The organism is Mycolicibacterium wolinskyi, from assembly GCF_002101965.1.
Lineage (GTDB): Bacteria > Actinomycetota > Actinomycetes > Mycobacteriales > Mycobacteriaceae > Mycobacterium > Mycobacterium wolinskyi.
On sequence record NZ_LQQA01000023.1, the window covers coordinates 165417 to 191079 of the forward strand.

Consider the following 25663-nt stretch of genomic DNA (forward strand, 5'->3'; position numbering starts at 1 on the left):
GTGTCTGAACAGACCGAGCTCGATACGGCGGGGCTCCTCGACGGCCTGGAGGGCGACGCGCGTGCCGAACGCGCCGAGCTGATCGACTGGCTTCTGGCCCGCGGCATATGCGCCGACCAGATCCGCGACGCCATCAACCCGATGCTGCTGGCATCGCGACGCGTCGCAGGCGATGACGGGAGCTATGTCTCGGCGCGCGAGATCAGCGAGCAGAGCGGCATCGACCTCGAACTGTTGCAGCGGCTGCAGCGGGCGATGGGATTACCGACGGTCGAGGATCCGGACGCCGCGGTGTTGTTGCGTGCGGACGCGGAGGCGGTGGCCTTCGCGCAGCGATTCATCGAGCTCGGGATCGACCCGGACCAGATCGTCCTGATCAACCGCGTGCTCTCCGAAGGGCTCAGCCGTGCGGCCGAGGTGATGCGTTATGCCGCGCTGGCAGCCGTGCTGGAGCCGGGGGCCACGGAGTTGGAGACCGCGCAGGCGTCGGAAGCCCTGGTGGCCGAGGCGGCTCCGCTGCTGGGGCCGATGATTCAGGACCTGCTGTTCGTCCAGCTGCGCCACGCGATGGAGACCGAGGCCGTCAACGCGACCGAGCGTGAGGAGGGCGTGCCGCTGCCCGGCGCCCGGCTGGTCACGGTCGCGTTCGCCGACATCGTCGGGTTCACGCGGCTCGGCGAGGTGGTCCCGCCGGAAGACCTTGAGCGACTGGCCAATCGGCTGGCAGAGGCCGCGCGGGAGGTTGCCGTGCCGCCGGTGCGGTTGATCAAGACGATCGGGGATGCCGTCATGCTCGTGAGCCCCGATCCGGCCGCGCTGCTCGATGCCGTGCTGGCGCTCGTAGCCGCCACCGAAACCGACGAGGATTTCCCGCGGCTGCGCGTGGGTGTGGCATCCGGGCTCGCGGTGAGCCGGGCCGGCGACTGGTTCGGCAGCCCGGTGAACCTGGCCAGCCGCGTCACGGGCGTGGCCCGGCCCGGCACGGTGCTGGTGGCCGAGTCCACGCGCGAAGCAATCGGCGATCCGGACCGCTTCACCTGGTCTTTCGCCGGCGCGCGCCATCTGAAAGGCATCAAGGGCGACGTCAAGCTCTTCCGCGCGCGATCGCAGAGCTGAGCCTTTATCGAATCTTCACAGAACGACGAGGGCAGCCACATCGACAGTCGGCAGGCTCGGAGTCATGTGGAAACGAACAACTTTGGTCGGCGCAGGCGCACTCGTCGCGGTCGCCGTGGCAGCCGGCTGTAGCAACACCAGCGAAACCCAACCGACGGCGGCCGGTCCCTCGGCATCGGTCACCGCGTCCAGCGAGGTCAGCGCCCAGTCCCAGGCGCACAACGACGCCGACGTGATGTTCGCCCAGCACATGATTCCGCATCACCAGCAGGCCGTCGAGATGAGCGACATGCTGCTGGCCAAGCAGGGCATCGACCCGCGGGTGACCGACCTGGCGACCCAGATCAAGGGCGCGCAGGGTCCCGAGATCGAGCAGATGCAGCGCTGGCTCGACCAGTGGGGTAACCCGCCGATGCCGCCCATGACCGGCGGCCACGGGAACATGGACCACGGCAACATGTCCGGGGGAATGGCCGGCATGCAGGGGATGATGTCGGAGGCCGACATGACCGCGTTGCGGAACGCGCAGGGTGTCGAAGCCGCCAAGCTGTTCCTCACCCAGATGATCGCGCACCATGAAGGGGCGATCACCATGGCGCAGGACGAAATCGACGGCGGTCAGTTCCCGGATGCCGTCGAGATGGCTCGCACGATCGTCACCACGCAGCAGCAGGAGATCGACGCCATGCGTGGCCTGCTCGGCTCGCTTTAACCATCGGCGGGCAGGGTGATGGTGAATGTGGTTCCAGCACCCGTGCTTTCGACGCTGATGCGGCCACGGTGGGCTTCGACGAGCGCCTTGGCGATGGCCAGGCCGATGCCGGAGCCGCCGTGGTCGCGGTCGCGTGCGGTGTCCGTCCGGTAGAACCGCTCGAAGATGTGTGGGAGGTGTTCGGCGGGTATGCCTTCGCCGGTGTCGGCGACGCTGAGCGTGACGGTGCCGTCGTGGCCGCGGGCTTCGATCGAGACGCGGCCGCCGGGCGGGGTGTGCCGCAGGGCGTTGTCGAGCAGATTGCCCAGCACCTGCCCGAGCCGATGTGGATCTGCCCACAGCCGTGGCACTTCCGGTGCGATGTGAGACTCGAGTGTCACGCCCTTGGTGTCGAACCGGTCATGTGCTGCGGTCACCGCACTGTCCACCACGCTGTGTACCGAAACCGCGACGGGGGTGAAGGTGGCCTGGCTCTCCTCGGCGTGCGCGAGCGCGGCGGCATCGTCGGCGAATCGGACCAGTCGGTGGGTTTGTGCCCGCAGCATCGAAACGGTTTCGGGGTCAAGCGTTCTCACCCCGTCTTCGACCGCTTCGAAGTAAGCCTCCAAAACCGAGATGGGAGTGCGTATCTCGTGCGCCAGATCGCTGAACAGTTGGCGACGGCCGGCATCGACCGCTTCGAGGCGGCCGGCCATCTGGTTGAACGCACGCGCCAGGGTGTCGAAGTCGTCGCCGAGGTGTGGGGGTGGTACCCGCGAGTCGTAGTGCCCGTCGGCCACGGCGGTCGCCGCGCGTGCCACGTCGGTGACCGACCGTTGCAGCCGCCGACTGAAGTACCAGGTGACGACGAGCGCGGCGAGCACCGATACGCACAGGGCGGCGCCGACCGAGATCAGCGTGGCGTAGACGTAGGCCTCTTCGGCGTGCATCTGCTCGGCGGACGGCCCCGACACACCGGCCCGGTGCAGGTGTTCACGGAACAGCGGCGGCCCGACGATCGCGGCCACGAGCCCGATCGTCGCGGCACCGATGGCCAGCACCAGCGCCTGCGCGAGCAACAGTCGCGCACCGAGGCCGGGGCGGTGTCTGGCGGTCATTGCCCGCTACCCATGCGGTACCCGACGCCACGGACCGTCGTCACGAAACGCGGCGCGGCCGGATCGTCGCCGAGTTTGCGGCGCAGGTGACCGATATGCACATCGACGAGGTGCTCGTTGCCGACATAGGTGGGTTCCCAGACGGTTTCGAGGAGTTGACGACGGCTGAGCACCACGCCGGGCCGGGCCGACAACGCGGCAAGCACATCGAACTCGGTGCGCGTCAACATGATCGGCTCGTCGTCGATGAACACCTGACGCCCGGCCACGTCGATGCGCAGGGGTCCGAACACGCGGGCGTCGGCGGCCGGGGTCGTGGTGCGGGGCCGGCGCAGCATCGCGCGGATGCGGGCGACGAGCTCACGCGGGCTGAACGGTTTGGTCATATAGTCGTCGGCGCCGACCGACAGGCCCACGATCGTGTCCATCTCGGTATCGCGCGCGGTCAGCATCACCACATAGGCGTCGGAGAACGTGCGCAGTTGGCGGCAGGCTTCGACGCCGTCGACGCCGGGCAGGCCGAGGTCGAGCACCACGACGTCAGGGTCGACTTCGCGCGCCAGCCGCACGGCGTCATGTCCGTTGTGGGCGATGCTGACCTCGAACTGTTCGCGCGTGAGGTAGCTCGCGATGACTCCGGCGAGCGGGACCTCGTCGTCGACGACGAGGGCACGGTAGCCGCCCGGTATTCGATCCACTCCCTTATGGTGCATGAGAGCCCACGTTAATACCCTAGGGGGGTATAGTATGAATTGGACAACGAAGATCGGACTGTAGAAGGGAACCGCATGAGCACCCAGACCGTCACCGTCACCGGCATGACCTGCGGACATTGCGCGAGCTCGGTGCGTGAAGAGGTCGGCAGCATCCCCGGCGTGACCACGGTCGACGTCGACCTCGCAACCGGCCTCGTGACCATCGCCAGCGACACCGAGCTGGACGAAGGTGCGATCGCCGAGGCCGTCGCCGAAGCCGGTTACCAGGTAGCGAGCTGAGTCACGCCATGAACGCGCCCCAGAAGATCGCCGCGTACACCGCGGCCCTCGCGGTGGTGTTCGCCGTCGCACTCGGGCTCGGGACGCTGTGGGGGCCGGTCGACGCACCGGTGAGCGCACCGGCCGATCACCCCGAGCCGGCGGCCACCGACGAGCAAGATGCCTACACGCTGGAACTCGCGCAACCGCTCGTGCAGGCGGGCAAGCAGGTGCCGGTGCGGTTCCGGATCGTCGACGGCTCGAACGCCGCGGTGACCGAATACGTCGAAAGCCATGAAAAACAACTGCACCTCATCGTGGTGCGACGCGACCTCGCCGGGTATCAACACGTACACCCGACCATGGATGACACCGGTATCTGGAGCATCCCATTGAACTTTTCCGAGGCCGGCGACTATCGCGTATTCGCCGATTTCGTCCCGCGGGGCGGCGACGCGACGACCCTCGGTGCCGATCTGCGTGTCGCAGGCGACTATCGGCCGCGTCCGCTGCCGCCTCCGGCCACGACAACGACCGTCGACGGCTATACCGTGGCCCTCGCCGGTGCGCCGACGGCGGGCGAGTCGTCCGAACTCACGCTCTCGGTCAGTCGTGACGGAAAGCCCGTCACCGACCTGCAGCCGTATCTCGGTGCGTACGGTCACCTCGTCGCGCTGCGCGCCGCAGACCTCGACTACCTGCACGTGCATCCGATGGGTGACCCCGCCGACCCGGCCACCCCGGCCGGTCCGGGGATCGGGTTCCACACCGGTTTCCCGAGCGCCGGTGAGTACCGGCTCTATCTGGACTTCAAGCACCGCGACGTGGTGCGAACGGCCGAATTCACCCTATCCGTGCCGGCCACCGGGCAGCAGGGAACTGCGCCCGACGGGCACGGCCACAGCCACTGAGAGGAGTCGCCATGACGGTCGAACTGCAGATCGGTGGGATGACCTGCGCCTCGTGCGCGGCCCGCATCGAGCGCAAGCTCAACAAGCTCGACGGGGTCACCGCGACCGTGAACTACGCGACCGAGAAGGCGCACGTCGACGTCGCGGGCGAGGTCACCCCCGAGCAGCTGATCGAGGCCGTCGAAACCGCCGGCTACACCGCGCAGCTGCCCGAAGCGGAGACAACCGCCGAGGCGACTGACGAGGACGACCCCACCGGGGCATTGCAGGCACTGCGCACCCGGCTCATCGTGTCGGCCGTACTGACCGTGCCGGTGATCGCCATGGCGATGGTTCCTGCGCTGCAGTTCACCAACTGGCAGTGGCTTTCGCTGACGCTGGCTGCGCCGGTGGTGGTGTGGGGTGCGCTGCCGTTCCACCGCGCGGCGTGGCTCAACCTGCGCCACGGCACCGCCACCATGGACACGCTGATCTCGATGGGCACGATCGCGGCGTTCGGGTGGTCGGTGTATGCGCTGTTCTGGGGCACCGCGGGGGTCGCCGGAATGACGCATCCGTTCTCCCTGGCGATATCGCGTACCGACGGCAGCGGCAACATCTACCTTGAGGTGGCCGCAGGCGTCACGACGTTCATCCTGGCCGGCCGGTACTTCGAGGCCAGGTCCAAGCGCCGCGCGGGTGCCGCGCTGCGGGCACTGCTCGAGCTCGGCGCCAAAGACGTCGCGGTGCGCAGAAACGGTGCGGAGCAACGCATCCCGATCGACCAACTGGCCGTCGGCGACGAGTTCGTGGTGCGGCCCGGTGAGAAGATCGCCACCGACGGCGTGGTGGTCGACGGGTCGTCAGCCGTGGATGCGTCGATGCTCACCGGCGAATCCGTGCCCGTCGAGGTGGCGCCCGGCGATCAGGTGGTCGGGGCGACCGTCAACGTCGGCGGCCGGCTCGTGGTGCGCGCCAACCGGATCGGGTCCGACACCCAGCTCGCGCAGATGGCCCGGCTCGTCGAGGACGCGCAGAACGGCAAGGCCCAGGCGCAGCGGCTGGCCGACCGGATCTCGGGCGTGTTCGTGCCGATCGTCATCGCGCTCGCGGTGGGCACCCTGGGCTTCTGGATCGGCACCGGGGGATCGGTCGCCGCGGCGTTCACCGCGGCGGTGGCCGTGCTGATCATCGCCTGCCCATGTGCGCTCGGACTCGCCACACCCACCGCGCTGCTGGTCGGCACGGGCCGCGGCGCGCAGCTCGGCATCCTCATCAAGGGGCCCGAGGTCCTGGAATCGACTCGCCGGGTCGACACGATCGTGCTCGACAAGACCGGAACCGTCACCACCGGCACGATGACACTGCTCGACGTGATCGTCGCCGACGACGAAGAACCCGGCGAGGTTCTCCGCCTGGCCGGTGCCGTCGAGGACGCCTCCGAACATCCCATCGCCCGCGCGATCGCCAAGGGCGCCAAGGACAAAGTCGGTGACCTGCCGCAGGTCGAAGGCTTCACCAACGTCGAAGGCCTTGGCGTGCAAGGGGTTGTCGACGGACACGGTGTCGTGGTCGGCCGCAGCCGCCTGCTGTCCGACTGGTCACAACCGCTCGGGCCGAAGCTCACCGACGCGCTGAACGACGCGCAGGCGCAGGGCCGCACCGCTGTCGCCGTGGGGTGGGACGGCAAGGCGCGCGGTGTCCTCGTGGTGGCCGATGCGGTCAAACCGACCTCGGCAGAGGCGATCAGCCAACTGCGCGCACTCGGGCTCAAGCCGATCATGCTGACCGGAGACAACGAAGCGGCGGCCAAGGCCATCGCCGGCCAGGTCGGCATCGACGAGGTCTACGCCGAGGTGCTGCCCAAGGACAAGGTCGATGTGGTCAAGCGGTTGCAGGCCGAGGGCGACGTGGTCGCGATGGTCGGCGACGGGGTGAACGACGCCGCGGCGTTGGCGCAGGCCGACCTCGGCCTTGCCATGGGAACCGGAACCGACGTCGCCATCGAGGCCAGCGATCTCACCCTCGTGCGTGGTGACCTGCGCGCCGCCCCTGACGCGATTCGGTTGTCGCGCAAGACCTTGGCCACCATCAAGGGCAACCTGTTCTGGGCCTTCGCATACAACGTCGCCGCATTGCCGCTGGCCGCGGCCGGTCTGCTGAACCCGATGCTGGCGGGTGCCGCGATGGCCTTCTCGTCGGTGTTCGTGGTCAGCAACAGCTTGCGGTTGCGTCGATTCAAATGAGCTCACTGCTGCGATTCGTGGTCGTAGCGGCGATTGCGTGCTGGATGTTGGCGATCGTAGGTGAGTGGAAGCCGGCGTCGCATGATCATGCGGTACACCATCCACACGCCGTCGCGGCGGCCATCGGCGACCAGGCCGCGGTGATCGTGGATCACCCGCACGCTGACGACAACAGTGCTCCACACGCACCGGAGACGTTCGCCAATGTCGTACTTCCACGTGCGGCGACGGTTCTGTCCCTACTCGTTCTGGTGGCCATCGGTATCGGTTGCGCTCTGCTTACGGGTTGCCTCGCCGTAGGACCGTCACGGGGGCCGCCCGACCGCCAGGCCCCCACCCTCACCGGCCGAGCTCGACTCGTCCGGTTCTGTATCTCGCGCCGCTGATCGGCAGCGCCGGGCACGTGCCAAGCGGCACACCGCCCAACGCTGTCCAGACGGGCTGCCACGCGCGCCGTGGCACGAATACAGAAACGATGACGCATGAACCACGTCCTGTTCAAAGACCACCGCACAACACATGCCGGCCTGCGGCGAAACCGCGGCCCCAACACCATGGTCGGACACACTCCGGCCCTCTGGATCTCCGCGCCCTTCACCGGCGACGGCCGCGGATTCTGGGCCAAATTGGAGGGTTACAACCCGGGCGGCATGAAAGACCGGCCCGCCATGCACATGGTGGAACGCGCCCGTAGCCGCGGCGACCTGAAGCCCGGCGCCAGGATCATCGAATCGACCAGCGGCACACTCGGACTCGGCCTGGCGTTCGCCGGAACCGTCTACCACCATCCGGTGACGTTGGTGACCGATCCGGGTCTTGAGCCGATCATCGCGCGCATGCTGACCGCCTACGGCGCCGACATCGAGCCGGTCACCAGGCCACATCCTAAGGGTGGATGGCAGCAGGCCCGCCGCGACAGGGTCGCCGAGCTGCTCGCGGCACACCCGGGCTCGTGGTATCCCGATCAGTACAACAACCCCGACAACGTCGACGCATATCGCCCGCTGGCGCTCGAGCTCGCCGCGCAACTCGGCCGGATCGATGTGCTGGTCTGCTCGGTGGGCACCGGCGGCCATTCCGCCGGGGTGGCCCGCGTGTTGCGGGAATCCAACCCCCGGCTCAAGCTGATCGGCGTCGACACGATCGGTTCGACGATCTTCGGCCAGCCGGCGGCCACGCGGATCATGCGCGGCCTCGGCTCGAGCATCTATCCCCGCAACGTCGACTATGCGGCGTTCGACGAAGTGCACTGGATCGCGCCTGCCGAGGCGGTGTGGGCATGCCGAACCCTCGCGTCGACCTACTACGCGAGCGGTGGCTGGAGTGTCGGCGCGGTCAGTGTGGTCGCCGGCTGGGCCGCGCGAAACCACCCGGCCGACACCACGGTCGCCGCGGTGTTCCCGGATGGCCCGCAACGCTATTTCGACACCGTCTACAACGACGACTACTGCCGCGAACACGGCCTGCTGGACGGTCCGCCGCCGCGGGAGCCCGAGGTGATCGACCGGCCGGGTGACCGGGTGGTCGGATCGTGGACGCGATGCACGACGGTCGTGGATCCCATGGCGGTGCCGCGATGACCGGTCTGATCACCCAGTTCCGCAGCTTCGACCTGCCCAGCCGGCTGTTGATGGTCAACCAGTTCGGCATCAACCTCGGCTTCTACATGCTGATGCCTTACCTGGCCGGGTATCTCGCCGGTCCGCTCGGGCTGGCCGCGTGGGCGGTGGGACTGGTCCTGGGCGTGCGTAACTTCTCCCAGCAGGGCATGTTCATCGTCGGGGGGACCTTGGCCGACCGGCTGGGGTACAAGCCGCTGATCGTGGCCGGCTGCCTGCTGCGCACCGGTGGATTCGGCCTACTCGTGGTGGCCGACACGCTACCGGCGATGCTGATCGCGTCAGCGGCAACCGGATTCGCCGGCGCGCTGTTCAATCCGGCAGTGCGGGCCTACCTCGCGGCCGACGCCGGCGAGCGCCGCCTGCAGGCATTCGCCACGTTCAATGTCTTCTATCAAGCCGGCATCCTGCTCGGCCCTTTGGTCGGAATGGCACTGCTGGCGTTCAATTTCCGCGTGACAGCCGGAGTGGCAGCCGGGGTTTTCGCGATCCTTACGGTGGCACAGTTGTTCGCGTTGCCGGGGCACCGGGCCGAACCTGTGGTTGAGCGCAGCTCGGTCCTGCAGGACTGGCGCAGTGTCGTGGCGAACCGGTCCTTCCTGCTGTTCGCCGTCGCGATGATCGGGTCGTACGTGTTGTCCTTCCAGGTGTACCTCGCGTTGCCGCTGCAGGCCGCGGCACTGTGGCCCGGATCCGAATCCGGCCTCGTCGCAGCGCTCTTCGTGGTGTCGGGTCTGGTCGCGGTGGCAGGGCAGTTGCGTATCACGCGATGGTTCTCGGCCCGCTGGGGGCGTGGCCGCAGCCTCGTGGTCGGGTTGTTGCTGCTGGCCGTGGCATTCGTGCCCCTGGCGGTGGTGCCCGACGCGGGGCGGTTCGGTTCACCCGTGGCCGTGGCGGCGCTGATCCTCGCCGCCGCGCTGCTGGCGCTCGGTTCGGCGGCGGTGTTCCCGTTCGAGATGGACACGGTCGTGGCGCTTTCGGGCGACCGTCTGGTCGCCACGCATTACGGCTTCTACAACACGATCGTCGGCGTCGGAATCCTGCTCGGCAACGTGGCGACCGGAACCGTCATCGGCGCCGCCCGTGCGGCCGGTCTGGCCGAGCTGGTGTGGCTCGGCCTGATGGGAGTCGGGGTGGCTTCTGCCCTGGCGCTGTATGCGCTCGACCGTGGGCGGCACCTGGACGCTCGACTCGCGGCGAGACTCTAACCGGTGGAAGGGAATTCGGCCGCCAAGGACTTCTTGTCGACCTTCTCACCGGCGAGTGTGGGCAGCGGCGCGGTACGGATGAGCCAACGAGTGGGGATGGCGAAGGACGACAACAGGCCGGACAGATGGTGGCGCAACACATCCTCGGTGGGCGGGGTGTCGCCCTCCCGGTAGACGACGACGGCCGCGAGCTCCTCCCCGAGGTCGGGATGTGGCAGCCCGATCGCCGCCGCTTCGACCACCGCGGGATGTGTCGTCAGCGCGGCTTCGACGTGCGGGCAGGCGATGTTCTCGCCGCCCCGTATCACGATGTCCTTGCGTCGACCGTCGATGTAGAGATAGCCGTCTGCGTCGAGATGGCCGAGATCGCCGGTGTGCAGCCAACCTTCGGCGTCGATGATGGGTTCGGATCCGCCCACGTAGCCGCGCATGACGGCGGGGGAGCGGGCCAGCACCTCGCCCGTCCCGGTCTCGTCGGGCGCGTCGATCCGCAGTTCGACGACCGGGTACGGCCTGCCGACCGTACCGGGCCGTTCCAAGAGGTCGCGCCCATCGGCGACGGTGAGAAAGCCGCCGGCTTCGGTCATACCCCACGTGTTGCTCAGGCCGCGTCGGCGCAGATTGGGCAGCTTCACCCGGATCCGGTCCAGGAGCTCGAGCGATACCGGGGCACCGCCCAGCGGCCACGAGCGCAGGCTCGTCAGGTCGAAGCGATCGAAGTCCGGGTGCTCCAGCAGGCGTACGGCCATGGTCGGGACCGCGCCCCAGATCTGGATTCTCTCGGCTTCGATCAGCCGCAGGATCTGTCCGGGGTCAAAGCGGCCCTGCGTCAACACGATCCGGCCTCCGGTGAGGAAGTGCGTGACGAGGCTTGACAGTCCACCGATGTGGAACATCGGCGTGGTGGCCAGGCTGACCACCTGTGGGGCGTCGGCCGGAATCAGATCCGGAAAGCGATTGGTGCGGCCCAGAATGTTCTGCTGGTTGCAGATCACCGAACGGCCGCTCAGTTCAACGGCTTTCGGCATGCCCGAGCTGCCGGACGTGAACAGGATGAGGGCGGGGTCGTCGGGATCGGGCTGCGGTCCCGGTTCCGGTTCCTGATCGCCTGGGTTGTCGATGGCCGCCGCAAGATCGCTCAGCGCGCTCGTCGGCGCGGTGAACACAGACCCGCTGTCGGTCAAAACGTGGCGTGGTTGCAGCAGCGTCACGGCGTGCTCGATCTCCGCGGCGCCCCACCACCGATTGCCGAGCACGGGGATCGCGCCGGTGAGCCACAGCGCCCACAGCGTGACAACCCATTCGGGGCTGTTGAAGCCGAACAGCAGTACTCGGTCGCCGGGCCGGACGCCCAGGCCCGTCAGGTACTCGGCGGCGGGCCCGAGTGCCCGGCGAAAGCCGCTGTAGGTGATTCGCCGGGCACCGTGGACCAAGAATGTGCGATCGGTGAAATGAGCAGTGGCGCCGATCAACTCGGCCGGTGAGCCCGGTGCGCTGCGGTAGCGCAAGCCGGGATGCCCGGCATAGCCGTCGCTCTCGACGCCGGTGTCCCAGGCGGACGTCGTCACTGGACCGGGATGGTCAATCCCTCGGAAGGCTGGACGATCACGAAGCCGTTGCCATGGAATGCCACCTGCAGTGCTTCGCCCGAGCCGCGCCCGATCAGCGCGCCTGCCTTGAAGCTGGTCTTCAGCTGGGTCTGCAGGTGCGACGACCATGCCACCACGGCGTTGGTGTCGGCGAACGTGGGTGCCTCGCCGGCGTTGAGCACCACCGGGGGACCGTCGGTGGTCAGCGCGACCCAGCCGCTGCCGCGCAACGTCGTGTTGAACAGACCACCCGTCGCGATACTGCCGCCCTTGACGCGCTCGATGTTCCAGTCGAGGCTCGACGAGAACGCGAGGACGTTCTTGCCGCTGATCGACAGGCCCGAGTTGGTCAGGTGCAGCAGGTGAACGTAATTGGCCTGATCGGCGAGGAACACGTCGCCCTGCCCCTGGCAGCGCATGAGCGGCAGACCTTCGCCGGTGAGGGCTTTCTTGAGGAACTTGCTCGCGCCGCCACCTTCGAACGCGAAGTCGACGTTGCCCTGGTAGGCCACCATCGAGCCCTGGCGGGCCATGAAGGGCTCACCGAGGCGGACCCGCAGCATCCGGTCGTTCTGGTTCGCGATCGCGGCCGATTCTTTCTCGCTGAACCGGCCGTCGATGAGATCGCCGGTGATCCCGGCGAATCCGTCGCCGCCCTGCGGCTGCGGCTGGGCCTGGTGCTGAGGTTGGTGCTGAGGCTGCTCGGGTGCGGCCGGCGACGCGGGCGCGCCGCTTCCCGGCGGGGGCCCGCCCAGCGGCGCCCGGCCGACCTGGCCTTGGTGTGACACCTGGTCGGTCCAGGCCTGCCCGTCCCACCAGCGGTACTCGTAGCGGCCTTCGGGATCCGGCAGCCAGCTACCAGGGCGGGGACCGTTCACGGATTCACTCCTTGGGTTGAGGTACGACGGGACCGGAATCGACACTAGGCCACCGGCGCCGGTGCGAACACCCTTCATCCGTGCCCGGGGCGTGCCGAACGCTGGCATTCTGGTGGCATGGCAAAGGAAATCGACCCGATCCGTGCACAAGGCGCGCTCGCGGTCTTCAAGCAGCACCCCGGCATGGTGCTGTTCGCCGCTTCACCGGTGCTCGTCGCGCTGGGCGTCGTGTGGTGGGTGTTCGGTGCGGGCTGGGCGGGCCTACTGCTGGTGGCCCTCATCCTGGCCGGCGGCGCAGCGTTGTTGATGAAGCGCGGCTGACCGGACGCCACCATGTTCGCTCATGGCGAACGCCGCCCTAGCAGGGGTGTAACGGTGTAATCATGTAATCATGAAGCGTCAACATCATCGCCACGACGCGGGCGAAGCGGCGGAGTGGTTCGCCGGACGCCTGCCCGAAAGTTGGTTCGCCGGCGATCCGACCGTGATCGTCGACCGTGAAGAAATCACCGTCATCGGCCGCCTACCCGAGCCTGCCGACGGTGAAAGCGAGGCACGCGCCTCTGGGCGGGCCGCCCGATTCCGTGAAGAGACCCGCGGTGAACGGATGCGCATCGCCGACGAGGCGCAGGACCGGTTCGGCCGCAAGGTCTCCTGGGGTGTCGAGGTCGGGACGCCGCCGGAACGAATTCTGTTCACCCACATCGCCGTTCCGGTGATGACGCGGTTACGGCAGCCTGAACGCCAGGTGCTCGACACCCTGGTCGACGCCGGTGTGGCTCGGTCGCGCTCCGACGCGCTGGCCTGGTCCGTGCGACTGGTCGGCGAACACACCGAAGAGTGGCTGGCCAAGCTCCGCGAGGCGATGAAGACCGTCGACGATCTGCGTGCCGAAGGCCCTGGGGTCTAAACGCGCTCGACGCCGACGTAGACCGATCCGAGCGTCGAGGTCTGCGACAGCGGATCCACCGACGTGCCGTCGGCCAGCACGTTGCGGTTCACCCCGTAGGACTGCGGTGCACCGCCGTACGGATCGAAAACCCTTGAACCCCAGCCGTGGTCGATCACCACGACGCCTCGGCGCGGGCGGTCGCTGACCGCCGCGGATGCTCGAGCGCCTGAGCCGCGGTGCGGCCCTTGGCGCAGAAGTCGTGCCGACTGTGCGGGTTGAGCTTGTCGGCCGAGATCTTCTGGACCCGGTTGTCCTCGACCGTCACCTCCAGGCCGCACGACGCCAGTCAGTACCGGCAGAACGTGTGCACGGTCCGGGGCGTCATTACACCGACACTACGGTTTGTAATGGGCGCTAGATCTGCGTCATTTCCCAGTATCGGCCGTGCCGCTCCATCAGTTCCTCGTGGCTGCCGCGTTCGACGATCTTCCCGGCGACCATCACGAGGATCAGATCGGCGTCGCGGATCGTCGAAAGCCGGTGAGCGATGATGAAACTCGTGCGGTCGCGGCGCAACTCGGTCATCGCATGCTGGATCAACAGCTCGGTGCGGGTGTCGACCGAGCTGGTCGCCTCGTCGAGCACCAGCAGGCGGGGCCGGGCCAGGATCGCCCGGGCGATCGTGATCAGCTGCTTCTCGCCGGCGCTGATGCTGCCACCGTCGTCGTCCACGCGCGTCTCGTACCCGTTGGGCAATGTGTGCACGAACCGGTCCACGTAGGCCGCCTTCGCGGCTTCGATGACCTCGTCCTCGGTGGCATCCGGCCGGCCGTAGGCGATGTTGTCGTAGATCGTGCCGCCGAACAGCCAGGTGTCCTGCAGGACCATGCCGATCGAGGAGCGCAGCGATTGGCGGCTGACGGTGGAGATGTCGACACCGTCGACCAGGATGCGCCCGGAATCGACCTCGTAAAAGCGCATCAGCAGATTGACGAGGGTCGTCTTGCCCGCGCCGGTGGGCCCGACGATCGCCACGGTGCTGCCCGGTTCGGCCACCAGCGACAGATCCTCGATCACCGGGGTGTCCGGCAGGTAACTGAAGCTGACGCGTTCGAATTCGACTCTTCCCGTGCGATTGTCGAGTTCGGCTGGGTCGTCGGGGGTCTGCTCGTCGGCGTCGAGCAGATCGAAAATCCGTTCCGCACTGGCTATCCCGGACTGCAGCGTGTTGTACATCCCGGCGACCTGGGACAGTGGCTGGTTGAACTGGCGGACGTACTGGATGAACGCCTGGATGCTGCCCAGCGTGATCTGCCCGGTGGCCACCTGCAATCCGCCTACGACCGCGACCGCGACGTAGCTCAGGTTGCCGATGAACATCGTCGCCGGGCCCACCAGGCCGGAGAAGAACTGCGCGCCGAAACTGGACTGATAGACCTCGTCGTTGAGCTCGGCGAACCGCTGCTGTGCGGCCGCGCGGTGACCGAAGGTCTTCACGATCGTGAAGCCGCTGTAGGTCTCCTCGACGTGGGCGGCCAGTCGGCCGGTGTTGCGCCACTGCGCGACGAACAGTCGTTGCGATCGGCGGGTGATCCATCGGGTCACCCATAGCGACAGCGGCACCGTGACCACGGCGAGCAGGGCGAGCAGCGGCGAGATGGTCAGCATCATGACCAGCACCGCGAACACCGTCAGCACCGCGGTCAGCAGTTGGCTGATCGTCATCGAAACCGACGTCTGGATGTTGTCGACGTCGTTGGTGACGCGGCTGAGCACTTCACCGCGCTGGCGGGAGTCGAAGTAGGACAACGGCAGTCGGTGCACCTTGTCCTCGACCTCGGCCCGCAGGGCCACCATGGTGCGTTGGACCGTGACGTTGAGCAGGCGGGCCTGCAACCACACCAAGAGCGCGGCAAGCAGATACAGGCCGAGCGCGAGGGCCAGCGTGCGCGCCACCGCACCGAAGTCGACGCCCTGCCCCGGTACCACGTTCATGCCGGACAGCAGGTCGGCGAACGTGGAGTCGCCCCGTGCCCGCGCGGCATCGATCGCCTGCTCTTTGGTGAGCCCCGCGGGCAGTTCGCGTCCGATGACGCCATTGAACAACAGGTCGGTGGCGTGCCCGAGGATTCTCGGGCCGATGACGCCGATCGCGATACCGGCCACGCCGAGCAGGATCACCGTGATAGCCAGCGCACGTTGCGGCAGCAGCCGTTTGACCAGTCGCAGCGCCGAACCCTTGAAATCGCGCGTGCGTTCGGGCGGGGCCTGCGGCAGGGCGCCGCGCCGCAGCATCGGGCCCGTCATCGGTGATCTCCGGCGGCGATCGACTGCGATTCTGCGAACTCGGCGTAGGTGGGGCAGTCGGCCAACAGGCTGTCATGGGTTCCGATGCCGACGACGCGTCCGTCCTCGACGACGATCACCTGGTCGGCCTCGACGACGGTCGAGATCCGCTGCGACACGATGACCTTGGTCGCGTCGGCTGACACGTCACGCAGCGCGGCCCGCACCCGCGCGTCGGTGTGGACGTCGAGCGCGGAGAACGCATCGTCGAACAGATAGATCGCCGGCCGGCGGATCACGGCCCGGGCGATCGCGAGTCGTTGGCGTTGTCCTCCGGAGAAGTTGTTGCCGCCCTGCGCCACCGGCATGTCGAGCCCGAGGGCGTGGGCACGGACGAAGTCGTCGGCCGCGGCGACCCGCAGCGCCTCCCACATGTCGTCCTCGGTGGCGTCGGCCTTCCCATACCGCAGGTTCTCGGCGACCGTGCCCGAGAACAGATATCCGCGCTGGGGTACCAGGCCGATCGCCGACCACAACTGTTCGATGTCGAGATCGCGCACGTCGGTCTCGTCGACCCGGACGGTGCCGGATGTGACGTCGTACTGCCGGCAGATCAGCGCCAGCAGCGTCGACTTGCCCGAACCGGTCGAGCCGACCACGGCGGTCGTGGTCGCGCGCGGCACGGTGAACGAAACATCCTGCAGCACTGGGCGATCGGCGCCGGGATAGCTGAAGGTCGCGCCGTCGAGCGTGATGTCACCCGCGATGGCGGGCAGGCGCACGGGTTGCGGCGGACTCGCGATCTCGGCCCGCGTCGACAACACCTGCGTGATGCGGTCCGCGCACACCGACGCGCGCGGGAACATCACCAACATGAAGGTCGCCATGAGCACGGCCATGAGGATCTGCATGAAGTACGCCAGGAATGCGATGAGCGATCCGACCAGCATGTGACCGGCGTCGATGCGCAGACCGCCGAACCAGATCAGCGCGACGCTCGAGATGTTGATGACGAGCGTCGTGACCGGCAGCATGAGCGCCTGCCAGCGGCCGGCGTCGAGCGCGGTGTCCGACAGTGCCTGGTTGGCCTCGGCGAACCGCTGCCGTTCGAGCGGTTCGCGTGCGAACGCCCGGATCACCCGGATGCCCGACAGCTGATCGCGCATGACGCGGTTGATGCCGTCGATGAGGCGCTGCATGCGGCGGAAGATCGGCATGAGATGACGGATGATCCAATAGTTGGCCAGCGCGAGCACGGGCACACTGACCAACAGCAGCCAGGACAGTCCGGCGTCCTGGTGCAAGGCCATGAAGATCCCGCCGATCGACATGATCGGCGCGGTGATCAGCATCGTGCACGTCAACTGCAGCAGCTGCTGTACCTGCCCGACGTCATTGGTGGTGCGGGTGAGCAGCGACGGCGCGCCGAACCGCGCGGTCTCGGCCGCCGAAAACGTCGTGACGTGGTTGAAGATCGCCGACCGCAGGTCGCGGCCGAAGCTCATCGCGGCCCGCGATCCGAAATAGACGGCCCCCACGGCGCACACCACTTGCAGTGCGGTGACGGCCAGCATCACGCCGCCGAGTTCGATGATCCGGCCGGTGTCGCCTTTGGCCACGCCGTCGTCGATGATCGCGGCGTTGACCGTCGGCAGGTACAGCGAGGCCAGGGTGCTGATCACCTGCAGCGTGGCAACCACGGCCAGCAGCCGCCGGTACGGCCGCACGTACTGTCGCAGCAGCGCCCAGAGCATCCCGCTACTGTCGCACACCAGACTGTGTCGGCTCATGTTCGGCCGCTGACGTGTCGAAAGGGCTGAAAGTCCAGGTCAGTCGGCATGTCGGTGGTTGGGCTGTCACGCTGCCGCTACAGTGCATGGCGTGACTGTCAGCACGGCCGCCATCGCACGCACGCGCGGCGCCAGAACCCTGGCGGTGTTGGCCACCGCAATGGTTCCGGTGTTCGCTGCGTGCTCCACTGACGAGCCCGCTTCCCCGGAGGTACCGCAGACCGGGGCGCCGGCCGCGGCCGACGCCAAGCACGGCCCGTTCTTCCCGCAATGCGGGGGTGTGACCGATCAGACCGTGTCGGAGCTGACCCAGGTTCAGGGGCTCGTCAACACCGCGACCAACTCGTCGGGCTGCCAGTGGCTGCAGGGTGGCAGCATCCTGGGCCCGCACTTCTCGTTCACGTGGTTCCGCGGCAGCCCGATCGGCCGCGAACGCAAGACCGAGGAACTGTCGCGCACCAGCGTGGAAGACATCAACATCGAAGGGCACAGCGGCTTCATCGCAACCGGCGAAGACCCGTTGGGCAGGCCCGGCGACATCAACCTGTGTGAGATCGGCATCCAGTTCGACGACGATTTCATCGAATGGTCGATCAGCTTCAACCAGAAGCCGTATCCCGATCCGTGCGAGGTGGCCAAGGAGCTCACCCGTCAGTCGATTGTGAATTCGAAATGAGCTCGCAGAACAAGCTGGGCCGGGGGATCGCGACCGTCGCCGCGGCGCTGGCGGTGTTTGCCGGCTTGACCGGTTGTACGCGCACGGTCGACGGCACCGCGGCCAGAGAAGGCACGGGCGGCGGACCGAGCAACAACAACTCGGAGAAGCAGTACCCGAACCTGCTCAAAGAGTGCGACGTGCTGACCGACGACATCCTCGCCGAGACGGTCGGTGCCGACCCGCTCGACATCCAGAGCACATTCGTCGGCGCGGTGTGCCGCTGGCAGGCCGCCAATCCGGCGGGCCTCGTGGACATCACCCGGTTCTGGTACGAGCAGGGCAGCCTCGACAACGAACGTCAGACCGCGCAGCAGCTTCAGTACCAGATCGAGCAGCGCCGCGTGCAGGGCGTCGAGTCCATCGTGATGAAGCCCAACGGGCTCAACGGGGCATGCGGTGTGGCCAGCGATGCCGCCGGTGTCGTCGGCTGGTGGGTCAACCCGCAGGCGCCGGGCATCGATGCGTGCTCGATGGCGATCAAGCTCATGGAGCTCACGCTCGCCACCAATGCCTGATTTCGGCCGCCTGCTGTCGCCGACTCTGCACTCTGATCGCGAAATCCGCTGAATTCGCGATCTGTACGCATTCTCAGCGCGGCACGTGGAACGTGACCAACTCGGCGCCGCCGAGCGCCAGGTCCTCCCATGGCCCGGCCGGGCGCAGCACGGCGATCGCCGACGTCGGGAACTTCAGCGAAATGTTCTCGGCCGCCGCGGTATTCGTCCCGTCGGACAGGCCGAGCGCCACCGCCGACATCGCCGGCTCATGACCGATCACCAACACCGTGGCCGGCTCGGTGCCGAAATGTGATCGCACGGCGTTGATCTCGCCGATGACCGTGCCGGGTGTCGCGTCGTAGAGGCGTTCGACGTACTCCACCGGTGCGTCGATCCCGGTGCGGGCCAGCGTCTCGCGGGTCCGGGTCGCGGTCGAGCACAGCACCGCGTCGACCTTCGGAGCGTTCGCGCGGATCCAGTCACCGGCAAGCGCACCTTCCCGCACCCCGCGCGGGGCCAGCGGACGGTCGTGGTCGACGACCCCATCGGGATAGTCCGATTTGGCGTGACGCAGGAGGAGCAGGGTCTTTGCTTGGGTCGCCATTCTTCTCAGGCTAGGCCATGCCGACGCAGGTCCCCGGACTTGTCGGGGCCCAGACCTACACTCGCCTTGCCTGATACAACGCACGGAGAGGACGGGCCCGCGATGCGATTTCTGCACACCGCCGACTGGCAGCTCGGTATGACCCGTCACTTTCTCAACGGTGAAGCGCAGCCCCGGTACTCGGCCGCGCGCCGCGACGCCGTCGCAGGCCTGGGTGAACTGGCGCGCCGGACCGACGCGGAGTTCGTGGTTGTGGCCGGTGACGTGTTCGAGCACAACCAGTTGGCGCCGCGTGAGGTCAGCCAGTCGCTGGAAGCCATGCGGGCCATCGGGGTCCCGGTCTACCTGCTGCCCGGCAACCACGATCCGCTCGACGCGTCGTCGGTCTACACCAGCGCGCTGTTCATCGCTGAATGCCCGGACAACGTCGTCGTCCTCGATCGAGCAGGCGTACACGACGTGCGGCCCGGTCTGCAGATCGTCGCCGCGCCGTGGCGTTCGAAGGCTCCGACGACCGACCTGGTCGGTGACGTGCTGGCCGATCTGCCCGCCGACGGCGTCACGCGGGTGGTGGTCGGGCACGGCGGCGTCGACATCCTCGACCCCGGCAAGGACAAGCCGTCGTTGATCCGGCTGGCGCCGGTGGAGGCGGCCCTGGCCCGTGGTGCGGTGCACTATGTGGCCTTGGGGGACAAGCATTCTCGCATGAAGGTCGGCAGCAGCGGCCGGGTCTGGTACTCCGGTTCGCCCGAGGTGACCAACTATGACGACATCGAGTCCGATCCTGGGCATGTGCTCGTGGTCGACATCGACGAGGCAGATCCGCGTCGTGAGGTCCGCGTGAGCTCTGAACGGGTCGGTCGCTGGCGGTTCGTGACGCTGCGCCGCTCGGTCGACAACGACCGCGACGTCGCCGATCTCGACATCAACCTCGACCTGCTGGACGACAAGGAGCGCACCGTGGTGCGGCTCGCGCTGACGGGTTCGCTGACCGTCACCGACAAGGCCGCTCTCGACGCGTGCCTGGACAAGTACGCCCGGTTGTTCGCGGCGCTCACGCTGTGGGAACGCCACACCGAGATCGCTGTTCTTCCTGCCGACGGCGAATTCGACGATCTGGGTATCGGCGGATTCGCCGCGGCGGCAGTCGATGAGCTGGTGGCGACGGCGCGCTCGGACGCCGACGACGCCGACGACGCACGCGCAGCACTGGGCTTGTTGTTGCGGCTGGTCGACCGGGGGAGCGCGGCATGAAACTGCATCGGCTCGTCTTGACCAACTACCGCGGTATCACGCACCGCGAGATCGAGTTTCCCGATCACGGCGTGGTGGTGGTCAGTGGTGCCAACGAAATCGGCAAGTCGTCGATGATCGAGGCGCTCGATCTGCTGCTCGAGGCCAAGGACCGCTCGACCAAGAAGGACGTCAAGCAGGTCAAGCCGACCCATGCCGATGTCGGCGCCGAGGTCACCGCGGAAATCTCCACCGGCCCTTATCGTTTCGTGTACCGCAAGCGCTTCCACAAGCGTGCCGAGACACAGTTGACCGTGCTGGCTCCCGCGCGTGAACAACTCAGCGGTGACGAGGCGCATGAGCGTGTCCTGACCATGCTCGCCGAGACCGTCGACACCGATCTGTGGCAGGCGCAACGGGTGCTGCAGGCGTCGTCGACCGCGCCGGTCGATCTGTCGGGCTCCGATGCGCTGGCCCGCGCCCTGGACGTCGCGGCCGGTGAGGCGGTGACGCTGTCCGGTGACGAACCGCTCCTCGTCGAGCGCATCGAGGCCGAGTATTCGCGGTACTTCACCGCGACCGGCAGGCCAACGGGGGAGTGGGCCGCCGCGGTCAAACGACTGCAAGCCGCCGATGCCGAGGTGGCACGGTGCGCGGCCGCGGTCGCCGAGGTCGACGACGCGGTGCGCCGTCACCAGGAGCTCAGCACCGAGGTGACCGGACTGGCGCAGGAACGCGAGCAGGCGGTGGTGCGGTTGACGGCCGCGCGCACGGCAGCCGAGGCGGTCGCCGCCCTGGTCCAACGGCTCAAAGAGGCCGAGGTGGTTGCCGACGCGGCACAGGTCGCCCACGCCGCGTCGGTCGCCGCCCTGACCGAGCGGCGCCGGCTCCGCGCTGACATCGATGAGCGCACCGCGTCGATCGCCGCATTGGAGACCGAACTCGTCACGGCCGGTTCCGATGCCGAGACCGCGCATGAGGTGCACGAGGCAGCCGAAACCGCGGTCGAGGAGGCGCAGGCCGCGGTGCACGCCCATGCGGACCGCGTCGATGCGGCTCGTGCGGCTGTACAACGGCTTTCCGACCGCGACGAGGCGGACCGGCTCGCAGCTCGCCTTGCGAAGATCGACGCCGCGGCACGCGATTTCGACCGGGTCGACAACGAACTTGCTCACATCACGATCGACGACACGGCGATGCGGGCCATCGAAGCGGCCGCCGCAGCGGTCGACCGGGCGGCCGGTCAGGCCGAACTCGCCTCGGCGCGTATCGAACTCGTCGCCGAGGCCGACCTCGATGTCCGGGTCGGCGACGCCGAGGTGGCCCTGCAGGGCGGGGTGGCGTGGTCGGTGGCCACCACCGCCCAGACCGAGGTGGACGTGCCTGGCGTGCTGACCGTGCGGGTGCTGCCCGGCACGCCGGCGGCCGAAACGCGCGCCAAGCTCGACAAGGCGCAGGGTGTGCTGGCCGCCGCGCTGGCATCGGTGGGCGCCGAAAGTGTCGAAGGTGCACGTGAACTCGACAGCCGCCGCCGCGAGCTGCTCGGAAGCCGGGACCGGTTGCGTGCCACGCTGGACGCGTTGACGGGCGATGACGACGTGGCGGCGCTGCGGTCACGGCTGGCCGTCCTGCGCGAGGACCAACCGGCTGAGGCTGGATTGTTCGAATTGGAGGGGCCGGCCGACATCGCCTCGGCCCGAACCGAACTCGATGCTGCGGTGGCAGCGCACCGCCAAGCCGTCGCGGACTGCGAGACCAGCCGCAAGGTGGTCGCCGCCGCGGCCCGGCGGCTGACCGAGAAGAACACTCGGCTCAGTGTGCTGCGCGAGAAGCTGACTGCCGCGCAGGCCGAGTTGACCGTCTGCAGCGGCCGCCTTGAGGTGCAGCGCGCCGCGACCACCGACGACGACCTGGCCGTCAAGGCCCAGGCCGACGACGAGCAGGCCAAAGCCACGGCGGGCCGGGTCGCCGCGCTACGCGACGAATTGTCGTGCACGGCACCGGATTCGGTGACCGCCGAGCTCGACGACGCCACGCGCAGCGCCGAGGTGCTCAAGATCCGGCACGAGGCGGCCCTCGAGGGCCTGCGGGACGTCACGGCACAGCTGAAGGTGTACGGAACTCAAGGACGCAAAGGGCTGCTCGACGCCGCAGAAACCGAACGTGAGCGCGCGAAATCCGAGTATTTGCAGGCTCATCGCCGGGCGCGCGCGGCTGAACTGTTGCGGTCGGTGATGGCTCGGCACCGTGACGCGACCCGCCAGCGCTATGCCGATCCGTTCCGGCTCGAGGTGCAGCGCCTGGGCCGCCTGGTGTTCGGCGAGGACTTCGAGGTCGACGTCGACAGCGATCTGCGCATCTGCACACGCACGGTGTCCGGTCGCACCGTGCCCTATGAATCTCTGTCGGGCGGTGCCAAAGAACAGCTCGCGATCGTTGCGCGGCTGGCCGGTGCGTCACTGGTCGCGAAGGAGGACAGCGTGCCCGTCATCATCGACGATGCGCTCGGCTTCACCGACGCCGACCGGCTGACGAAGATGGGCGCGGTGTTCGACGCGGTGGGCGGTGACGGTCAGGTGATCGTTTTGACCTGCAGCCCTGAGCGTTACGCAAGCGTGGGCGGTGCCCACCACATCGAATTGATCGCCTAGCGGGGCTGGTTACGCCACTGCGTGCGCGACCTCGTGGGGTTGTGAAAGGCCCGTCAAGCCCAGGTGATCGCGCAGCGTGTCACCGGTGTACTCGATGCGGAACAGGCCGCGGCGCTGCAGCTCGGGCACCACGTAGTCGACGAAATCGTTGAAGGTGCCCGGGGTTTGAGCCGCCGACACCATGAACCCGTCAGCCTCGCCTGCCCGGAACGACTCCTCGATCTGATCGGCCACCTGCGCGGCGGTACCGACGAACTGCGGCAGCAGCACGCCCTGGGCGTACCACTTGCCGACATCGCGCAACGTGAGATTGTCGCGGTTGGCCACCCGGCGGGCCGTGTCGAACAGACCCTGCGTGCCCGTCACCTGAACGTTCTCCACGGGAGCATCGAGGTCGTATCGGGAGAAGTCGTGGTCGGTGTGCACGCTCAAGGTGATGAGCCCGGAGATCGGATCGGCCAGCTCGTTGTGGAAGGCCTGCTTTTCGCGGGCGATCGACTCGGTCTCACCGATGAACGGGATGAACGCCGGGAAGATGAGCACGCCGTCCGGGTTGCGGCCGAAATTCGTTGCGCGGGACTTGATGTCGTCGTAGTAGGCCCGCCGGCCCTCCGGCGTCGGGTCGATCTCGAATATCGCCTCGGCCCATCTGGCGGCGAAGTCGCGCCCGGTGTTGGACGACCCGGCCTGGATCAGAACCGGCCTGCCCTGCGGTGAGTGCGGCACGTTGAGCGGGCCCCGGCTGCGAAAGTACTGACCGTCATGGTCGACCTGCCGTACCCGCGATGGGTCGGCGAACACCCCGTCAGCCTTGTCGAGAACCAACGCATCAGGGTCCCAGCTGGACCACAGTTCCAACGCCGTGCGGACGAACTCCTCGGCCCGCTCGTAGCGGAACTCGTGGTCGAGATGCTCATCGTGCCCGAAATTCTGCGCCTCGCCCTGCGTCAACGAGGTCACGATGTTCCACGCCACCCGGCCACGGGTGATGTGGTCGAGGCTCGCGAAGATGCGGGCCAGCTCATACGGGTGAAAATAGGTGGCGGACTTGGTGATCGCCACACCCAGCTTCGAGGTCACGGCGCCGATGCTGGCCGCGACGATCGACGGGTCGAGCGTCGCGGTGGCCTGGGTGCCGCGCCGCAGCGGTTCGCTGATGTCGTCACCGAACCGGACCGGGGCGGCCAGCAGATCGGCGAAGAACACGAAGTCGAACTTGCCGCGTTCGAGGATCCGCCCGATGCGGTGGTAGTACTCGGGCGTGGTGAACGCGGTGTCACTGCCCGGATGACGCCAGGCGGCGTGGCTGTGGGTCACCTGCGAGGCGATCTGGAACCCGCCGAGGTGCAGTTGCCGTGTCAAAGTCGTTCCCTTTCTTGTGATTTGTGCACCTCCAGCGGCGCTGACCGCCGCCGGAGGTGCACAAATCGCTGGGTGGTGATCAGAAGTACGCGTTGGCGGGAACGGGGGTGCCGTGCAGCAGGTTCTGCCCGATCACGCGGGCTTTGTACGCCACGGGGTTGTGCAGGGTGATGGTGCGGATGTTGCGCCAATGCCGATCGAGATTGCGCTGCCGGCTGGCCGCGCTGGCGCCGCCGAGTTCGAGCAGCCGCGTGGCGGCCTCGGGCGCGACGTCGTCGAGGTGGACTTTGACCTTGGCCACCTTGAGTTGCGCATCCGCCGCGAGCTGAGCATCGGGCACCCCGTCGACCGCCGAGTCCGTCGCCGCGCCGATCGCCGCGGCCGCGTCGAGCACGGCCGCGCGGGCCACGTAGGCCGTGCTGGCCAGCACGCCGAGCTGGCGTTGCAGCAGCGGATCCTCGGTGGGCTTCTCGGCAATCGCGTGGTTGAAGTTGCGATCGCGCGAGCGCAGCAGGGCCACGCCGTCGTCGACGACATTGGCCAGGATGCCCGCGACCACGGCATGGATGAACAGCTGCAGTGATGCGTACTGGACGGTCGGCGTCGGCTCGGCGTCGTAAGGCGTGTCCACCAGCACCTCGTCGTCCGCGACCGCGACGTCGGTGAACGTCGTGGTGCCGGTTCCGGTCCGGCGCTGCCCGAAGCCGTCCCAGTCGTCGACGAGCCGCACGCCGTCGCGGTCGGTCGGCACGAGGACGCTGGCCACCGAGTCATGGTCGGTGGTCGCGGCCACCGTCAGGTAATCCGAGAACAGCGTTCCGGTGCTGTAGTACTTCTCGCCATTGAGCCGGAAGCCGCCGGCCGGGTCGGGCAGCAGGCGAGTGTTGAACACCAGGCTGCCGACGGCCAAGGAGCCTTTCTCGCTGAACGCATTGCCGAAGATCTTGCCCTCGGAAACTTTGCGCAGCCAGTGTGCCGAGATCGGGTCGTCAGCGGTGCGCAGGCGCTCCTCGGTGAACCAGAAGTGGGTTCGGAAGATGTGGGCGACAATCGGGTCGGCCTGGGCCACGTCGATCACGGCCGAGAACAGCTGCGGCACGGTGAATCCCGCGCCGCCAAGGGATTCCGGCAGGCGCAGGGCGCCGAAGCCGGCCCGCTTGAGTGCGTTGACCTGGTCGAAGGGATTCTCGTCGTTGAGGTCTCGCTCCTTTGCGCCCGCGGCGATCTTGGCCAGCAGATCTGACCACTCCGGGGTGCCGGGCAGGATTCGTATCACGTTCTCAACGGTCGTCATAGCAACG

At 67.8% G+C, this 25663-nt stretch carries 24 protein-coding genes and 1 pseudogene; 14 read left to right on the top strand and 11 right to left on the bottom strand.

Translation table 11 applies throughout. The features are described 5' to 3' along the window. On the top strand, positions 1–1116 hold the full coding sequence (locus AWC31_RS20685) for an adenylate/guanylate cyclase domain-containing protein (protein WP_085145882.1): 1116 nt from the start codon (positions 1–3) through the stop codon (positions 1114–1116). Between the two features lie 64 nt (positions 1117–1180). Then, positions 1181–1828, top strand: coding sequence for a DUF305 domain-containing protein (locus AWC31_RS20690; RefSeq protein WP_085145883.1), 648 nt, complete (start codon positions 1181–1183; stop codon positions 1826–1828). Here AWC31_RS20690 and AWC31_RS20695 read toward each other — a convergent pair. Then, on the bottom strand, positions 1825–2925 hold the full coding sequence (locus AWC31_RS20695) for a HAMP domain-containing sensor histidine kinase (protein ID WP_085145884.1): 1101 nt from the start codon (positions 2923–2925) through the stop codon (positions 1825–1827). The two genes, AWC31_RS20690 and AWC31_RS20695, sit on opposite strands and share 4 nt — an antisense overlap. Beyond that, positions 2922–3638 carry a response regulator gene (locus tag AWC31_RS20700; protein ID WP_067850961.1) on the bottom strand — a complete coding sequence of 239 codons (717 nt, stop codon included), beginning with the start codon at positions 3636–3638 and terminating at the stop codon, positions 2922–2924. The genes AWC31_RS20695 and AWC31_RS20700 overlap by 4 nt, the downstream gene beginning before the upstream one ends. 75 nt (positions 3639–3713) lie before the next feature. On the opposite strand from AWC31_RS20700, the gene AWC31_RS20705 reads away from it, so the two are divergent. The 6 genes from AWC31_RS20705 to AWC31_RS20725 all read left to right on the top strand — a co-directional run bounded on the left by AWC31_RS20705 (position 3714) and on the right by AWC31_RS20725 (position 9862). Then, positions 3714–3920 carry a heavy-metal-associated domain-containing protein gene (locus tag AWC31_RS20705; RefSeq protein WP_067850963.1) on the top strand — a complete coding sequence of 69 codons (207 nt, stop codon included), beginning with the start codon at positions 3714–3716 and terminating at the stop codon, positions 3918–3920. An 8-nt stretch (positions 3921–3928) separates the two neighbouring features. After that, positions 3929–4810 (top strand): DUF8832 domain-containing protein, encoded by an 882-nt coding sequence (locus AWC31_RS20710; protein ID WP_085145885.1) that lies wholly within the window; start codon positions 3929–3931, stop codon positions 4808–4810. Between the two features lie 11 nt (positions 4811–4821). Then, positions 4822–7035, top strand: coding sequence for a heavy metal translocating P-type ATPase (locus tag AWC31_RS20715; RefSeq protein ID WP_085145886.1), 2214 nt, complete (start codon positions 4822–4824; stop codon positions 7033–7035). Positions 7036–7079: 44 nt separating this feature from the next. Beyond that, positions 7080–7421, top strand: a complete 342-nt coding sequence (lpqS, locus tag AWC31_RS38355; RefSeq protein ID WP_474626682.1) for a putative copper homeostasis (lipo)protein LpqS — start codon at positions 7080–7082, stop codon at positions 7419–7421. Between the two features lie 96 nt (positions 7422–7517). Next, the gene (locus tag AWC31_RS20720) at positions 7518–8615 is read left to right on the top strand and encodes a PLP-dependent cysteine synthase family protein (protein ID WP_085145887.1); all 1098 of its coding nucleotides are present in this window, start codon (positions 7518–7520) and stop codon (positions 8613–8615) included. Next, positions 8612–9862, top strand: coding sequence for an MFS transporter (locus AWC31_RS20725; RefSeq protein WP_085145964.1), 1251 nt, complete (start codon positions 8612–8614; stop codon positions 9860–9862). Before AWC31_RS20720 ends, AWC31_RS20725 begins: the two co-directional genes overlap by 4 nt. On the opposite strand, the gene AWC31_RS20730 is transcribed toward AWC31_RS20725, so the two are convergent. Both AWC31_RS20730 and AWC31_RS20735 read right to left on the bottom strand, forming a co-directional pair. Continuing rightward, the gene (locus tag AWC31_RS20730) at positions 9859–11430 is read right to left on the bottom strand and encodes a class I adenylate-forming enzyme family protein (RefSeq protein WP_085145888.1); all 1572 of its coding nucleotides are present in this window, start codon (positions 11428–11430) and stop codon (positions 9859–9861) included. The two genes, AWC31_RS20725 and AWC31_RS20730, sit on opposite strands and share 4 nt — an antisense overlap. Continuing rightward, positions 11427–12329 (bottom strand): AIM24 family protein, encoded by a 903-nt coding sequence (locus tag AWC31_RS20735; protein WP_234816931.1) that lies wholly within the window; start codon positions 12327–12329, stop codon positions 11427–11429. The genes AWC31_RS20730 and AWC31_RS20735 overlap by 4 nt, the downstream gene beginning before the upstream one ends. 117 nt (positions 12330–12446) lie before the next feature. Between AWC31_RS20735 and AWC31_RS20740 the strand changes: the two genes are divergently transcribed. Together AWC31_RS20740 and AWC31_RS20745 are read left to right on the top strand one after the other, a co-directional pair. Beyond that, positions 12447–12650: a hypothetical protein gene (locus tag AWC31_RS20740; RefSeq protein ID WP_067850974.1), complete on the top strand. Its 204-nt coding sequence runs from the start codon at positions 12447–12449 to the stop codon at positions 12648–12650. Positions 12651–12720: 70 nt separating this feature from the next. Further along, complete coding sequence (locus AWC31_RS20745) at positions 12721–13239, top strand: ATP-binding transcription factor AbmR (protein ID WP_085145889.1); 519 nt, start codon at positions 12721–12723, stop codon at positions 13237–13239. Here the strand turns inward: AWC31_RS20745 and AWC31_RS20750 are convergent. The 4 genes and pseudogenes from AWC31_RS20750 to AWC31_RS20765 all read right to left on the bottom strand — a co-directional run bounded on the left by AWC31_RS20750 (position 13236) and on the right by AWC31_RS20765 (position 17261). Then, positions 13236–13397: a hypothetical protein gene (locus AWC31_RS20750; RefSeq protein ID WP_234816932.1), complete on the bottom strand. Its 162-nt coding sequence runs from the start codon at positions 13395–13397 to the stop codon at positions 13236–13238. The two genes, AWC31_RS20745 and AWC31_RS20750, sit on opposite strands and share 4 nt — an antisense overlap. Positions 13398–13426: 29 nt before the next feature. Then, positions 13427–13567, bottom strand: a pseudogene (locus tag AWC31_RS20755) (hypothetical protein); the annotation flags it as partial. Between the two features lie 68 nt (positions 13568–13635). Beyond that, the gene (locus AWC31_RS20760; RefSeq protein ID WP_085145890.1) at positions 13636–15528 is read right to left on the bottom strand and encodes an ABC transporter ATP-binding protein; all 1893 of its coding nucleotides are present in this window, start codon (positions 15526–15528) and stop codon (positions 13636–13638) included. Next, positions 15525–17261, bottom strand: a complete 1737-nt coding sequence (locus AWC31_RS20765) for an ABC transporter ATP-binding protein (RefSeq protein WP_085145891.1) — start codon at positions 17259–17261, stop codon at positions 15525–15527. The genes AWC31_RS20760 and AWC31_RS20765 overlap by 4 nt, the downstream gene beginning before the upstream one ends. A 118-nt stretch (positions 17262–17379) precedes the next feature. Between AWC31_RS20765 and AWC31_RS20770 the strand changes: the two genes are divergently transcribed. Next, complete coding sequence (locus AWC31_RS20770; RefSeq protein WP_067850982.1) at positions 17380–17973, top strand: DUF3558 domain-containing protein; 594 nt, start codon at positions 17380–17382, stop codon at positions 17971–17973. Continuing rightward, positions 17970–18530 (top strand): DUF3558 domain-containing protein, encoded by a 561-nt coding sequence (locus AWC31_RS20775; RefSeq protein WP_085145892.1) that lies wholly within the window; start codon positions 17970–17972, stop codon positions 18528–18530. The genes AWC31_RS20770 and AWC31_RS20775 overlap by 4 nt, the downstream gene beginning before the upstream one ends. A gap of 73 nt (positions 18531–18603) precedes the next feature. On the opposite strand, the gene AWC31_RS20780 is transcribed toward AWC31_RS20775, so the two are convergent. Then, positions 18604–19116 carry a SixA phosphatase family protein gene (locus AWC31_RS20780; RefSeq protein WP_085145893.1) on the bottom strand — a complete coding sequence of 171 codons (513 nt, stop codon included), beginning with the start codon at positions 19114–19116 and terminating at the stop codon, positions 18604–18606. Between the two features lie 102 nt (positions 19117–19218). On the opposite strand from AWC31_RS20780, the gene AWC31_RS20785 reads away from it, so the two are divergent. Both AWC31_RS20785 and AWC31_RS20790 read left to right on the top strand, forming a co-directional pair. Further along, positions 19219–20370 (top strand): metallophosphoesterase family protein, encoded by a 1152-nt coding sequence (locus tag AWC31_RS20785; protein ID WP_085145894.1) that lies wholly within the window; start codon positions 19219–19221, stop codon positions 20368–20370. Continuing rightward, entirely contained in the window at positions 20367–23000 is a 2634-nt protein-coding gene (locus tag AWC31_RS20790; protein WP_085145895.1) for an AAA family ATPase, read from the top strand. Before AWC31_RS20785 ends, AWC31_RS20790 begins: the two co-directional genes overlap by 4 nt. A 9-nt stretch (positions 23001–23009) precedes the next feature. On the opposite strand, the gene AWC31_RS20795 is transcribed toward AWC31_RS20790, so the two are convergent. Together AWC31_RS20795 and AWC31_RS20800 are read right to left on the bottom strand one after the other, a co-directional pair. After that, entirely contained in the window at positions 23010–24362 is a 1353-nt protein-coding gene (locus AWC31_RS20795; RefSeq protein ID WP_085145896.1) for an LLM class flavin-dependent oxidoreductase, read from the bottom strand. Between the two features lie 79 nt (positions 24363–24441). Beyond that, positions 24442–25656 carry an acyl-CoA dehydrogenase family protein gene (locus AWC31_RS20800; RefSeq protein ID WP_085145897.1) on the bottom strand — a complete coding sequence of 405 codons (1215 nt, stop codon included), beginning with the start codon at positions 25654–25656 and terminating at the stop codon, positions 24442–24444. Positions 25657–25663: the final 7 nt, after the last annotated feature.

What these genes read in the sequence shown, in the direction of transcription:
- AWC31_RS20780 (WP_085145893.1), bottom strand. Translation starts at nt 19,116, where the DNA reads ATGGCGACCCAAGCAAAGACCCTGCTCCTCCTGCGTCACGCCAAATCG.
- AWC31_RS20715 (WP_085145886.1), top strand. Translation starts at nt 4,822, where the DNA reads ATGACGGTCGAACTGCAGATCGGTGGGATGACCTGCGCCTCGTGCGCG.
- AWC31_RS20785 (WP_085145894.1), top strand. Translation starts at nt 19,219, where the DNA reads ATGCGATTTCTGCACACCGCCGACTGGCAGCTCGGTATGACCCGTCAC.
- AWC31_RS20705 (WP_067850963.1), top strand. Translation starts at nt 3,714, where the DNA reads ATGAGCACCCAGACCGTCACCGTCACCGGCATGACCTGCGGACATTGC.
- AWC31_RS20790 (WP_085145895.1), top strand. Translation starts at nt 20,367, where the DNA reads ATGAAACTGCATCGGCTCGTCTTGACCAACTACCGCGGTATCACGCAC.
- AWC31_RS20760 (WP_085145890.1), bottom strand. Translation starts at nt 15,528, where the DNA reads ATGACGGGCCCGATGCTGCGGCGCGGCGCCCTGCCGCAGGCCCCGCCC.
- AWC31_RS20765 (WP_085145891.1), bottom strand. Translation starts at nt 17,261, where the DNA reads ATGCTCTGGGCGCTGCTGCGACAGTACGTGCGGCCGTACCGGCGGCTG.
- AWC31_RS20775 (WP_085145892.1), top strand. Translation starts at nt 17,970, where the DNA reads ATGAGCTCGCAGAACAAGCTGGGCCGGGGGATCGCGACCGTCGCCGCG.
- AWC31_RS20710 (WP_085145885.1), top strand. Translation starts at nt 3,929, where the DNA reads ATGAACGCGCCCCAGAAGATCGCCGCGTACACCGCGGCCCTCGCGGTG.
- AWC31_RS20720 (WP_085145887.1), top strand. Translation starts at nt 7,518, where the DNA reads ATGAACCACGTCCTGTTCAAAGACCACCGCACAACACATGCCGGCCTG.
- AWC31_RS20700 (WP_067850961.1), bottom strand. Translation starts at nt 3,638, where the DNA reads ATGCACCATAAGGGAGTGGATCGAATACCGGGCGGCTACCGTGCCCTC.
- AWC31_RS20740 (WP_067850974.1), top strand. Translation starts at nt 12,447, where the DNA reads ATGGCAAAGGAAATCGACCCGATCCGTGCACAAGGCGCGCTCGCGGTC.
- AWC31_RS20725 (WP_085145964.1), top strand. Translation starts at nt 8,612, where the DNA reads ATGACCGGTCTGATCACCCAGTTCCGCAGCTTCGACCTGCCCAGCCGG.
- AWC31_RS20800 (WP_085145897.1), bottom strand. Translation starts at nt 25,656, where the DNA reads ATGACGACCGTTGAGAACGTGATACGAATCCTGCCCGGCACCCCGGAG.
- AWC31_RS20690 (WP_085145883.1), top strand. Translation starts at nt 1,181, where the DNA reads ATGTGGAAACGAACAACTTTGGTCGGCGCAGGCGCACTCGTCGCGGTC.
- lpqS (WP_474626682.1), top strand. Translation starts at nt 7,080, where the DNA reads ATGTTGGCGATCGTAGGTGAGTGGAAGCCGGCGTCGCATGATCATGCG.
- AWC31_RS20745 (WP_085145889.1), top strand. Translation starts at nt 12,721, where the DNA reads ATGAAGCGTCAACATCATCGCCACGACGCGGGCGAAGCGGCGGAGTGG.
- AWC31_RS20695 (WP_085145884.1), bottom strand. Translation starts at nt 2,925, where the DNA reads ATGACCGCCAGACACCGCCCCGGCCTCGGTGCGCGACTGTTGCTCGCG.